We start from the raw sequence: 12679 nt of genomic DNA, 5'->3' as shown, positions 1-12679 counted from the left end.
TCTTACCTCCGCAATTTATATAGATAATTCTTTTGAAAGTTTATACATATCGAAATTAAGCTCATGTTTTCTGCTTAAAGCTTCAATAATATCATAGTCCACAAGTTGATTTTTTTCGATGCCTACAGCTCTGCCGCCTTTTCCTTCCATTAAAAGTTCCACGGCTCTTGCTCCAAGTCTGCTTGCCAAAACTCTATCAGAAGCAGTCGGAGATCCACCACGCTGAATATGGCCAAGCACAGATACACGTGTTTCAATATTGGAAGCTTCCTTTAGTTCTTCTGCGAACTTATTCCCAGATGTAACACCTTCTGCCACAATAATAATACTATGCTTTTTACCACGCTCATTTCCTTTATTTAAACGTTCTACGATATCGTTCATATCATAGTTTTCTTCAGGAATTAAAATGGTTTCCGCACCGCCTGCAAGACCAGACCAAAGGGCAATATCTCCGGCATCTCTTCCCATTACTTCAATGATAAAAGTTCGTTCATGTGAGGAAGCAGTATCACGTATTTTATCAATTGCATCCAGTACGGTATTTAATGCAGTATCAAAACCGATTGTAAATTCTGTTCCCGGGATATCATTATCGATGGTTCCAGGTACTCCAACACATGGAAAGCCTTGCACTGTCAATGCTTTTGCACCTTGATAGGATCCATCTCCACCAATTACAACAAGACCCTCAATTCCATGCTTTTTGAGCTGTTCAATTCCTTTTTGCTGGCCTTCTTTTGTTTTAAACTCTTCACAGCGTGCCGAGTGAAGCATGGTTCCGCCACGATGTATAATATCTCCTACAGAACCTAACTCTAATTTCTCTATCTTTCCGTTTATTAGACCGCTATATCCATTGTAGATGCCCATCACTTCAAGATTATGATAAATTCCTTTTCTGACTACTGCACGTATAGCAGCATTCATCCCTGGTGCGTCTCCGCCGCTTGTTAACACTCCAATTCTTTTCATAGAAAACACCTCTTGTAAATAGGTTAATATGTAATAATCCTTTTTAGCTTGTTTAAAGCAAATACTTTCTATCCAAGTATCTTCTCTTATACAATCAATGAATATTTATAAAATACCACTATTTATCCTACTTCACAATGGATTTGATACAGAAAATAGAAAGCCAAAATAATAACAAAATTGAAAGCGATTTAATTAGAAAAGCGTAAGCGCCTTGCTCATCAGCGTACGGATTTCGGAGTCGCAGGCTCGAGATAAAGGAAACAAGGCGAGATTTTCCACGAGCCGATGTTGACTTATCGTAGGACTAAGACCTAGAAATCCGCTTGCCAATAGAAGCTGTAGCTAGACAAATATAGAAGCAATCGGATCTATAAACCGATTGCTTCACAAAAAATCTATTTCTAGTAGTAAATGATTATTTCACTATTTAGAGTTGACGAATTCCTTAACTTCCGTGAATTTACCCATTTTCCTAAACTTATCAAATCGATCTTGAATAAGCTCATCAGCACTTAATGCAAGCAATTGTTTCAACGAATTTTCTAATACCTTATCGATGGCAGCAGCTTGGGTAGTAATATCTTTATGAGCCCCACCCTTAACTTCAGGTATTAGCTCATCAATGACCCCAAGTTTCTTTAAATCAGGTGCAGTAATCTTCATGATATTTGCAGCTTTTTGAGCTTGTCCTGCATCCTTCCACAGCAATGCTGCAGCACTTTCAGGTGCAATAACGGAGAACCAAGAGTTCTCTAAAATATGAATATGATTTCCTACTCCAATTCCTAAAGCGCCACCGCTTGCACCTTCACCGATAACAATGCAAATAATCGGGACGCGAAAACCAGCCATTTCGAACAAATTGCGGGCGATGGATTCCGCTATGCCGCGTTCCTCGGCAGCTTTTCCAGGATATGCACCTTTAGTATCAATAAATGTAATAATAGGACGTTTAAACTTATCTGCCTGTTTCATTAATCTTAATGCCTTGCGATATCCTTCTGGATGCGGCATCCCGAAATTTCGCCGGATATTTTCTTTTGTATCCTTACCACGTTGCTGTCCAATGATAGTAACTGGCAGACCTTTGTATTTAGCAATTCCACCAACAATAGCTTCATCATCACCAAAAAGTCTGTCACCATGTATTTCGATAAAATCAGTGAACAGATGCGGAATATAGTCTAATGTGGTTGGTCTATTAGGATGGCGGGCAACTTGAACCCGATCCCACGGCTTCATATTTTCGTAAATATCTGTTTCAAGTTTACTTAAACGTGATTCTAGTTTCTCAATTTCAGATGATAAATCTACATCAGAGCTTTGAGTAAACTCTTTTAGTTCTTTAATTTTTTTTCGCAATTCTATTAGATGCTTCTCAAACTCGAGTTCATTTACCACTGTAATTCACCTACTTGCCCATGAATTTCAAGAACGGTTGTTATCGTTTCTTTTAATTCTTGTCTTTCGATAACAGCATCAAGTTGACCATGTTTTAATAAGAATTCTGCGGTTTGAAACTCTGCAGGTAATTCTTCACGGATTGTTTGTTCAATAATTCTTCTTCCTGCAAAACCGATTAACGCGCCAGGCTCTGAAAAATTATAATCACCTAATGACGCAAAACTCGCAGTTACGCCGCCGGTAGTTGGGTGGGTCATAATGGTAATGAACAATCCGCCGTTATCACTAAATTTTTTCAATGCAGCGCTTGTTTTTGCCATTTGCATTAGGGAAAGAACACCTTCCTGCATCCTTGCACCGCCCGAAGCAGTAAAAATAATAAATGGAAGCCTTCGTTTATCAGCCTCTTCAATAGCACGGGTAATTTTTTCTCCAACGACAGATCCCATACTTCCCATGATAAAAGTTGAATCCATAATCGCTAATACAATTTCGCGTCCGTTAACCTTCCCAGTTCCAGTTAAGACTGCTTCATTCATCTTTGCTTTCTCGCGAACTTGTTCCAGTTTTTCTAGATAGCCAGGAAAACCAAGCGGATTTTCAGAGATCAGCTGGCCGTCCATTTCTTGGAATGTGCCTTCATCAATAAAGCTCTCCACACGTTCATATGCATTCATTTTCAGATGGTATCCACAGTGTAAGCACACTTTTAAGTTTTTCTCTAGATCCTTCGAATATAAGATTTTACGACAATTTGGGCATTTGGTCATTAACCCTTCAGGTACATCATGTTTTGCCGCTTCTGAAGGAATGGTTGCATATTTTTTCTTTTTAGGTTTCGTAAAAAAATCTTTCAGCAAAATTAATCCTCCTTTAAAAACAACTGGGAAGCAGCTTGTTCTATATCTTTTACAATTTATCGTACTTTCGTAAAAAATAATGTTGGAATTCGTCGATGTTTTTTCGACACTTTTCACATTGTATCATAAATTTCAATAGCATGTTCTGAATTCCTTTTTATGATGCTGTCTAATAAGAGAAGATATTTATCTCTATGGATGAAATTTCCCTTATTGGAAATTAATTGTGACGAATATTCATTTATTATTTGCCATATTTTTAATAGCAGCCGATTTTCCGTAATGGCAATAAGCTGATGATAAAATCTATCTTCCGTATTGATTTCTTCGCTTTCCAGCTGTTCTTTCAAGACATGTAGTTTCTGAACATATTGCTCCTTGGAAACAAGCCTAATTACATCCTTTTCAATTAGAGCCTTCGTTTCCAATACATCTTGCCTAACCTGTGAATCTTGTAAAATAAAGGTACTTAGAAGCTCTACTAATTGATGATTAGTAAAATCGCGAAGATATGTACCTTCACCCCTCCGAGTTTCAATCAACCCAAGCAGTTCTAATGCCCTAAAAGCTTCTCGAACAGAAGAGCGCCCTACATTAAGACGCTCTGAAAGTTCCCGTTCTGAAGGAAGCTTATCGCCAGGCAATAATTGGTCCTCTGTTATCATTTCTCGAATTTGATGTACAATCTCAAGATATAGCTTTGTTTTGCTTTGATTTGAACTCACTAATCAAATCACTCACTTTTTCCAATTGCAGACAGTCGCATTGTTCTAGCTCTAACTTCTTCAGGATCGACTTTTAAACGTGCTACTCCTGTTTCCATTGCAGCTTTAGCAACTGCAGCGGCAACGGCTGGAGCAACTCTTGGATCAAATGGTCTTGGGATGACATAATCTGAGTTTAGCTCACTTTCTTCTATTAAGCTTGCAATAGCCTCCACTGCGGCTTGCTTCATTTTTTCATTAATATGTGTGGCACGAACATCTAATGCACCACGGAAAATTCCTGGAAACGCCAACACATTATTAACCTGATTTGGGAAATCAGATCTACCGGTACCAATCACTGCAGCCCCTGCTGATTTCGCATCCTCCGGCATAATTTCCGGATCAGGATTAGCCATTGCAAAAATAATAGAATCCGGATTCATTGATTCGACCATTGCTTTTGAAAGTGCCCCTGCTACAGAGACCCCAATAAAGACATCTGCACCTTTAATGACATCTGAAAGTTTACCTTCTTCTTTATTTCTATTCGTATATTTTGCAACTTCTGATTTAACACTGTTCATCCCAAAAGTACGGCCTTCAAAAATAGCCCCTTTTGAATCACACATAATAATGTCACGAACACCGTAATGATATAATAATTTTATAATAGCAATTCCAGCAGCCCCTGCGCCGCTTGCGACAACTTTAATTTCAGACATTTTCTTGCCGACAATTTTTAATGCATTTACTAATCCTGCAACCGTTACAATTGCTGTTCCATGCTGGTCATCATGAAAAACAGGAATATTAACTTCTTTCTTTAATCTTTCTTCCACTTCAAAACAATGAGGTGCGGAAATATCCTCTAAATTCACACCGCCAAATGTTGGCTCCAATAGTTTCACTGTTTCTACGATTTTATCTACCTCTGTAGAATTTAAACAAATTGGAAAAGCATCTACACCTGCAAAACTTTTAAATAATACTGCTTTTCCTTCCATAACAGGAAGTGCAGCCTCAGGTCCAATATTCCCTAAGCCTAATACTGCTGTTCCATCTGTTACAACAGCAACCATATTCCCTTTCATGGTGTATTCATACACCGTTTCCGGTTTATCGTAAATCATTTTGCATGGTTCAGCCACCCCAGGTGAATAAGCAAGACTTAGATCCTTTGCATTTTTTACGACTACTTTAGACTTGGACTCTAATTTTCCTCTGTTTATGCGGTGCATATGTAATGCTTCTTCTCGTAAAGACATGATTTCACTCCTTCGTTAAGTGGTCTGACCACACATGTCTATTAAATAATATACCACATTTATCTTACAAGTGAAAAATATTATTGTAAAATCACGTTTTCTTGTCCTAATAAATCCTTACATGCCTTTAAACATTCATCAGAACCATCGACCCAGTCATTTCGTGATAGCTGTACTGTTCGCTTGCTGCTTTCATAATATAAAATGACAGGGATATCTCCAGTAAATTTTCTTAATTTTATTTTCATTTTCTCTATGCCGATAGAATCTTCAATCTGTTTTGTTACTTTAATATACAGTTTTTTATTGTCCATTTTAGAGTTCTCTGCTGCTTCATCCATTTTAGTTATTTTTTGGACAATGAATTGAAGCTTTCCATTTCTCTCTTCCACTGCTCCTTCCATGACCGCAAGCTGCCCTTGATTACAAACACTGCTAAATTGTCGGTAAACGTTTGGAAAAATCACAGCTTCCATTTCTCCTGTGGCATCACTAATTTTCAAAAAGCCCATGACTTCCCCTTTTTTAGTACGAATCGTTTTAAATTCATTTATATATATGCCTAGTTTACAGTGCTTCTGTCCTTTTTTTATATCTACTACTAAGGTTATCGAAAGTTGCTCCAGCATTTTTTTATATGAACTTACAGGATGATCAGATAAATAGAGTCCTAATACTTGTTTTTCGAATAATAGCTTATCCATATTTTGCATCTTTTCAACTTCCATATATTTGGGTTTAAGCTGGAAAACGTCATCTTCTGAAAATAAATCATATTCCTGATTTTCCGGTCTGACTAGTGCAGCATGTTCTATTGCGATATCCAGACTTGCAAGTAATGTCGCACGGTCATGATTAAAATCATCCATTGCCCCGGAAAATACAAGCGATTCTAGTACATTTCGATTTAAAGCCTTCCCGGAAACCCTTATACATAAATCAAATAAATCGCTAAACGGTTTTGTTTGTCTTGCTCCCATTATTTCCTTCAAGGTAGCCATGCCAACCCCTTTTATTGCAGCAAGACTATATCGAATTGAGCCTTTTTCCACACTAAATGGGTAAAAACTATGATTGATAGAAGGAGGAAGAATCTTTATTCCCATTAGTCTAGCTTCTCTTATATATTGTGAAATTTTATCCTCATTTCCTATCGCAGATGTTAAAAGCGCCGCCATAAAATACAGGGGATAATGTGCCTTTAAAAAGGCGAGCTGATATGCTATAAAGCTGTATGCCACTGCATGACTGCGATTAAAACCATAATTGGCAAATCGGACAATTAAATCGTAAATATCATTTGCAGTTTGGCTATCATAACCCTTTTCTGCAGCACCTTTAACAAAATGTTCTCTTTCTTCATCCAATACTTCTTTTTTCTTTTTTGCAACCGCTCTTCTTAATAAATCTGCCTCCCCAAGTGTAAAGCCCGCCATTATGGAAGCTATTTGCATTATTTGCTCCTGATAAACAATAACGCCATATGTTTTTTTCAAAATTGGCTCTAAATCAGGATGTGGATATCGGATCGGTTCCTGTCCATGTTTTCGTCTTATATAGGTTGGAATGTTCTCCATTGGGCCGGGTCTGTACAAGGCATTCACTGCAACAATATCTTCAAAATCTGATGGTTTAAGCTTTTCCAGCACATTTCTCATACCATCTGATTCAAGCTGAAATATGCCTGTGGTAATACCATCGCTTAATAATTTAAATGTTTTTTCATCAGACAGCGGCAAACTTTTTATGTTTATCTTTCTTCCCAGACCTTTTTGAATACTAGCAACAATTCTTTCTATAAGGGATAAGTTTCGCAGACCCAGAAAGTCCATTTTCAATAAACCGATTTCCTCTAAAATATCCATCGGATACTGTGTCAAATAGACACCATCATGTCCATCTTGGATAGGAATAATATTACTTAAAGGTTTATCACTTATAATGACTCCTGCAGCATGCGTAGAGGTGTGTCTCGGTAACCCCTCCAGCTTTAATGCAGTGACAAAAAGCTTCTTATGCAGTTCTGATTGCTGTACAAAGCTTCTCAGCTTTTCTGACTGTTCATATGCCTTATTCAGTGTTGTTCCCGGTCTGGATGGAATAAGTCTGGAAAGCTGCTCTAATTCTTTTGTATTAAATCCAAAAACACGTGCAACATCTCTGATCGCAGCTTTTGCTGCCAGAGTTCCAAATGTGATAATTTGGGCAACATGCAGCTTTCCATACTTTTCTGCAACATATTGAATTACTTCATCACGGCGATGGTCAGGAAAATCAATATCTATATCAGGCATCGTAATTCTTTCCGGATTCAAAAATCGTTCAAATAGTAGTTCGTACTGAATGGGATCCACATCTGTAATATTTAAAGTATAGGCAACTAGGGAACCCGCTGCAGACCCGCGTCCCGGTCCAGTTAAGATTCCATTATCACGGGCATATTTCATAAAATCCCATACTATCAGAAAATAGTCATTGAATTGCATCTTATTGATTATATTTAATTCATAATCTAATCTTTCTATGTAAATGGGAGCCACATGATCAATTCGCTCATTTAAGCCATGTAAACATAATTCCCGCAGCAAATCCTTTGTCGTCTGATTTCCTTCTATTGGGAATTTTGGCAATAGCCTTTGATTCATCTTTATTTCTAAATTGCACGAATTTGCCAATCGAATCGTGTTTTCCAACGCATCTACTTCATCAGCAAATAACTGTACAATTTCTTCCTTCGATTTTAAATAATATTCTTCCGATTTCAGTGTAAAACGTGTTTCGTCACTTAATTTTAAACCTTGGCCGATGGCTAGCAAGCATTCTTGACTAAAAGCATCCTCTTTTTCAACATATCTTACATCATTAGTCACTATAGTGTTTATCCCATTATTTTTTGCGATATCTTTTAATTTTTGATTGATTCTTTGCTCATCAGGAAGCAGATGATTTTGCAGAGATAAAAAAAAGGAATCACTCTCGAATAACTGTTGATAAAACTTCGCTGTACGGATTGCATTTTCCGTTTCATTTCGAAGTAATAGATCTTCAATTTCACCCTCTATCCCTGGTGAAAATGCAAATAAACCTTGCCTGTATCCTTTTAACCATTTTGTTGGTATACCTGCCGGGGACACGGTTTGAATAGTACTTGAAATTTTTATTAGGTTTTCAAAGCCTTTTTCATTTTTAGCCAATAAAACAAGAGGATATGATTTATTTTCCTGTGTTTCGCTTAAAACATCTACAGTAATTCCAATAATTGGTTTGATTCCATTCTTTATACATTCTTTATAAAAAGGGATAACTCCATATAAAACATTCCGGTCTGTAATAGCAAGTGTTTGATAATTTAACTTTTTCGCTTGCTCAATTAAACTTTTTATGGAAACAGTACTAGATAGCAGACTATAAGCTGTTGATATTTGAAGGTGTATAAATGACAATCCTACTCCCACCTTTTTACTTCTTTCTTTTATTATAAATCGATAAAAACAAAAAAGAAAATATGTTCTCATTTTTATACTATGTTTTTTCTTATTTGATTTACAGGGACTTTATTTATTTCTGATAAGTTTTTTTATTTCATTTCATATACCGGTGTGTTGTCCCATATAGTGTAGGGAAGGACAATCGATTTCAGGGGATGGTCTCTAGTGAATGAAGCATTTTTTCCGGCCTTTTTTAATAGTTTTTTTATCGGTTTTGGTGTCATGATTGGGGGAACTTTAATTGGTGGACTCGCATCATTTATTACTGGACAACCACTACTCACGGAAATTACAAGAATATCCAGCAATTTGCGAATATGGGCGATTATCGCTGCAATAGGCGGCACCTTTGACACTGTATATAGTTTTGAAAAAGGATTTTTAGACGGAGGGACAAAGGACATTGTAAAGCAACTTTTGCTTATCCTATCTGCTATGGGCGGCGCAAATACCGCTTCCATTATCATATCTTGGCTTACACAGGAGCATGTCCAATGAGAGTTCCAACCTTACATCGAAAACCGGTCTGGCAAAGATTTTTTGCAGGGGTTGTCATTGGCGGCTGTATTAGCTGGATGATCTTTCTTTTCATGTATGGCACCCTGCAGGAAAAACAATCCATAGTTATTAAAAGACAGAACTCCATTATTAAAGACCTTAGAGATGAAAAAAAAATATGGCAGGATGAGTGGGATAAGCTGACAAAGAAAAATGCAGAAATGTTGATTGTCCAAAATGTAAGTGTGAAAATTAATAGGTATGAAAAATACGGAATAAAGGATTCTCATAGCATTTTTGAAAAGGAAGAAGAGATAAAAGAAGACTTACGATCCTTGATTGCGAAAGACATTAGTGAAGTCTACCAAAACAAGGATTTAATCTTTAAAACCATTGAAAATAAGACGCTTAAAATAAATAATCGCCGTTATAAGCTAGTAATTAAGGACATATTATTCTATTCAACCATCAATATTTATTTGGAACTAAAGTTAGCGGACTAGTAAAGCCTCAAATAGAGGCTTTACTGTCTTTACATACTTCCACCAAGTCTTTCATGACGTTTTGTGCTTCGTCCCATGAATAAATCGAAGCACCCGCAGCAAGCGGGTGGCCGCCGCCGTTATAATTACGGGCAATCTGATTAATAATAGGCCCTTTTGAACGAAGTCTTACCCTAATTTGGTCCTCTTCTTCAATGAAGAAACACCAAGCCTTAATACCTTTTATATTTCCTAACTGACTTACAAGCTGTGATGCTTCCGATGGTACTACATTAAATTCGCGCAGCATCTCTTTTTTCAAAATGACAACCGCTGCTCCTTCATCTAAAACCTCAAAATTTTGCAAGACATAACCTTGCAGCTTTACCACCTTAGGATCCAATTCATACATTTTATTGTAGAGACTATTTCTGTCAAATGAATAACGAATTAGTTCTCCTGCATAATCAAATGTTCGTTGTGTTGTGCTTGGATATAAAAAACGCCCGGTATCGCCAACTATTCCACCGTAAATTAGTCTTGCAGCCTCATCCGACATTTTTAAACCTTTGTCTCTACCAAATAAATAAAATTCATAGATCATTTCACTGACGGAAGATGCATCTGTATCTACCCATAATAAATCCCCATATGGGTCCTCATTTGGATGATGATCAATTTTAATTAGCATGTCCCCTAATGTATATCGATCGTCGCAAATTCTCTCTTTGTTGGCTGTATCACAGACAATTACTAAAGCACCATTGTATGCCTCATCCGGAATAACATCAAGGGTCCTCAAAAATTCTAATGTTGGTTCGGGTTTACCGACAGTATAAATATTTTTTTCAGGATAGGATGCTTTTAAAATTTCAGCAAGTCCTCCTTGGGAGCCATACGCATCAGGGTCAGGGCGAACATGACGATGTATAATAATAGTTTCGTATTGCTTTATTGTTTCAAATATCTCCTGTTTCATTTAATCACCTTCGTTAATTTGTCATGGAATTCATAGATACTTTGTAGATATTTCTAGTAATTATCGTTACAATATTGTTTGTATATAGCCTAGATTATTGTCTTTTGGAGGATAAAAAATGATTATTTTAGTGTTTCTTATTGTTATTTCTCTTTCCTTTTATGTTTATTATAAAATTAAATATGTACGCAGCAGATTACAAATGGAAAGAAAATATTTATCCGGAAAATCCAGTATTGCACTTGGATTATTTGTCGCTTTTTTCGGAATCAATCAATTGTTTCTCTATCATACGATAACGACCTATATAGTAGCAGCTGTTTTTATTATCATAGGTTTTCTAAGTGCCTGGACTGGTTTTAAAGCTTTTAAATATTATAGGCCATTTGCCCTGAAAGAAATCGAGGAATTGAATAGTTAACAGATGCCGCTTCTTATGTAAAGCGGCTTTTCTCTTCTATCGGTCAATTAGCTGACAGGTTAATAATGCCTTTCCCACCAGAATCCCTTCATGGTAAACCTCGACATCTACTTTTCCAAATTTTCGTCCTACTTCTAGAACTTTCGGAATAATTTCTATCGTACTCTCAATTTGTACTGGCTTAATAAAATAGACGGTCATGTTTTCGATAATAATATCTTCTTTTTTTTGCTGACGCAATTTCCGGTTAGCTGCTTCATATAGAAGTGTGGTGAATACACCATAGGAAATGGTTCCGAGCGGATTCGTCATTTGCGGAGAAACCTCAAAAAAATAACTTTCTTCATCTTGATTTTTTATAGAGGTAGAATCTAGCCGTGTTGTTATGATATCGTCTATCGTTTCCCCAACCTGAGGCTGGCGCTGTGTCATTTGCAACGCTTTTAAAATATCCTGTCTGCTAATAATTCCTTGTAGGCGCTGATAATCATCCACAACCGGGATCATTTCAATTCCTTCCCAAATCATCATGTGGCTGGCAGAAGTTAGACTTGTTTTTGGACTAACCGTAATAGGATTTTTCGTCATTACCTTTTCAATAGGTACGAAAGCTTCCTGCTCAATGATATCTTTAGCTGTAACCATCCCCTGAACCTTCATATGGGAATCTACTACCGGAAATCGACTATGAGTAGTATGGCGCTTTTTTTCATACCAATTTTCTACTTTTTCATCGATTTTTAAATAAATTGTTTCGGCTAAAGGTGTTAGGATATCTTCTACTAGTATAATCTCTTTTTTAATCAGCTGATCGTAAATAGCACGATTTATCATGGTTGCAACTGTAAAAGTATCAAAACTGGTAGATAAAATCGGGAGTTCTAATTGATCGGCAAGTTTTTTGACACGTTCTTCGGTATCAAAGCCGCCTGTAATGAGAACTGCCGCACCAGCGCGCAATGCCAGTTCATGGGCATTGGTTCGATTACCGACAATTAGCAAGCTGCCTGCATCCGTATACTTCATCATTGCTTCTAATTTCATGGCACCAATGACAAATTTATTTAATGTTTTATGAAGTCCTGATTTCCCACCCAAAACTTGTCCATCTATGATATTTACAACTTCAGCAAAAGTAAGCTTTTCAATATTTTCCTTTTTCTTTCTTTCGATTCGAATCGTGCCAACACGTTCAATAGTGCTGACATAACCCTTATTTTCAGCATCTTTAATGGCTCTATACGCAGTTCCTTCACTTACATTCAAAGCCTTCGCAATTTGCCTAACCGAAATCTTCTCACCAATAGGCAAGGTATCTATGTATTGCAAGATTTGTTCATGTTTAGTTGCCAAGCTTTTCACCCTTTTTTCCGCCGCAATATTTAAGCTTCATTATAAAGTGAAAAGCTTGGTAATTCAATTAATAAGAAAAGCATACCTTAAAGTTAAAGCTAATTAATGTAGGAATTCCGCATTTTAAATAGATAATTCAGGCGTTTCGAAAAATAATTCAGGCACTACCGGGATTAATTCAGGCGGAACTGCAAATAATTCTGCCACAAGCAAAAAACCCCTGAAACAGGGGTGCCAATTAATT

The 12679-nt window shown here is 36.9% G+C and carries 11 protein-coding genes; 3 read left to right on the top strand and 8 right to left on the bottom strand.

What is annotated here, in order from left to right:
• Positions 1 to 15: 15 nt before the first annotated feature.
• The 6 genes from pfkA to dnaE form a co-directional block, all read right to left on the bottom strand.
• Positions 16 to 975 (bottom strand): 6-phosphofructokinase, encoded by a 960-nt coding sequence (gene pfkA, locus AN964_RS07295; RefSeq protein ID WP_055739043.1) that lies wholly within the window; start codon positions 973 to 975, stop codon positions 16 to 18.
• Between the two features lie 426 nt (positions 976 to 1401).
• Entirely contained in the window at positions 1402 to 2379 is a 978-nt protein-coding gene (gene accA / locus AN964_RS07290; RefSeq protein ID WP_055739042.1) for an acetyl-CoA carboxylase carboxyl transferase subunit alpha, read from the bottom strand.
• Positions 2373 to 3242, bottom strand: a complete 870-nt coding sequence (gene accD, locus AN964_RS07285) for an acetyl-CoA carboxylase, carboxyltransferase subunit beta (RefSeq protein ID WP_055739041.1) — start codon at positions 3240 to 3242, stop codon at positions 2373 to 2375. The genes accA and accD overlap by 7 nt, the downstream gene beginning before the upstream one ends.
• Before the next feature lie 113 nt (positions 3243 to 3355).
• The gene (locus tag AN964_RS07280; protein ID WP_055741170.1) at positions 3356 to 3907 is read right to left on the bottom strand and encodes a FadR/GntR family transcriptional regulator; all 552 of its coding nucleotides are present in this window, start codon (positions 3905 to 3907) and stop codon (positions 3356 to 3358) included.
• A gap of 68 nt (positions 3908 to 3975) precedes the next feature.
• Positions 3976 to 5214, bottom strand: a complete 1239-nt coding sequence (ystJ, locus tag AN964_RS07275) for an NADP-dependent malic enzyme (RefSeq protein WP_055739040.1) — start codon at positions 5212 to 5214, stop codon at positions 3976 to 3978.
• Positions 5215 to 5294: 80 nt separating this feature from the next.
• Positions 5295 to 8657, bottom strand: a complete 3363-nt coding sequence (gene dnaE, locus AN964_RS07270) for a DNA polymerase III subunit alpha (protein ID WP_055739039.1) — start codon at positions 8655 to 8657, stop codon at positions 5295 to 5297.
• Between the two features lie 210 nt (positions 8658 to 8867).
• On the opposite strand from dnaE, the gene ytrH reads away from it, so the two are divergent.
• Together ytrH and ytrI are read left to right on the top strand one after the other, a co-directional pair.
• Positions 8868 to 9200, top strand: a complete 333-nt coding sequence (gene ytrH / locus AN964_RS07265) for a sporulation membrane protein YtrH (RefSeq protein WP_055739038.1) — start codon at positions 8868 to 8870, stop codon at positions 9198 to 9200.
• On the top strand, positions 9197 to 9703 hold the full coding sequence (gene ytrI, locus AN964_RS07260) for a sporulation membrane protein YtrI (protein ID WP_055739037.1): 507 nt from the start codon (positions 9197 to 9199) through the stop codon (positions 9701 to 9703). The genes ytrH and ytrI overlap by 4 nt, the downstream gene beginning before the upstream one ends.
• Before the next feature lie 7 nt (positions 9704 to 9710).
• On the opposite strand, the gene AN964_RS07255 is transcribed toward ytrI, so the two are convergent.
• Positions 9711 to 10661, bottom strand: coding sequence for a DHH family phosphoesterase (locus AN964_RS07255; RefSeq protein WP_055739036.1), 951 nt, complete (start codon positions 10659 to 10661; stop codon positions 9711 to 9713).
• Positions 10662 to 10779: 118 nt separating this feature from the next.
• On the opposite strand from AN964_RS07255, the gene AN964_RS07250 reads away from it, so the two are divergent.
• The gene (locus AN964_RS07250) at positions 10780 to 11082 is read left to right on the top strand and encodes a YtpI family protein (protein ID WP_055739035.1); all 303 of its coding nucleotides are present in this window, start codon (positions 10780 to 10782) and stop codon (positions 11080 to 11082) included.
• Positions 11083 to 11118: 36 nt separating this feature from the next.
• Here AN964_RS07250 and AN964_RS07245 read toward each other — a convergent pair whose 3' ends face one another.
• Positions 11119 to 12435: a CBS domain-containing protein gene (locus tag AN964_RS07245; protein ID WP_055739034.1), complete on the bottom strand. Its 1317-nt coding sequence runs from the start codon at positions 12433 to 12435 to the stop codon at positions 11119 to 11121.
• Positions 12436 to 12679: the final 244 nt, after the last annotated feature.

Source organism: Heyndrickxia shackletonii (assembly GCF_001420715.1).
Classification (GTDB): Bacteria; Bacillota; Bacilli; order Bacillales; family Bacillaceae_C; genus Margalitia; species Margalitia shackletonii.
The sequence above is the reverse complement of the archived record's forward strand: the minus strand, read 5'-3'. Positions and strand labels throughout refer to the sequence as shown.

Excerpts from the sequence above, each read along its gene's own strand:
- AN964_RS07250 (WP_055739035.1), top strand. The coding sequence starts at position 10,780 with ATGATTATTTTAGTGTTTCTTATTGTTATTTCTCTTTCCTTTTATGTT.
- AN964_RS07280 (WP_055741170.1), bottom strand. The coding sequence starts at position 3,907 with ATGATAACAGAGGACCAATTATTGCCTGGCGATAAGCTTCCTTCAGAA.
- AN964_RS07255 (WP_055739036.1), bottom strand. The coding sequence starts at position 10,661 with ATGAAACAGGAGATATTTGAAACAATAAAGCAATACGAAACTATTATT.
- pfkA (WP_055739043.1), bottom strand. The coding sequence starts at position 975 with ATGAAAAGAATTGGAGTGTTAACAAGCGGCGGAGACGCACCAGGGATG.
- ystJ (WP_055739040.1), bottom strand. The coding sequence starts at position 5,214 with ATGTCTTTACGAGAAGAAGCATTACATATGCACCGCATAAACAGAGGA.
- ytrI (WP_055739037.1), top strand. The coding sequence starts at position 9,197 with ATGAGAGTTCCAACCTTACATCGAAAACCGGTCTGGCAAAGATTTTTT.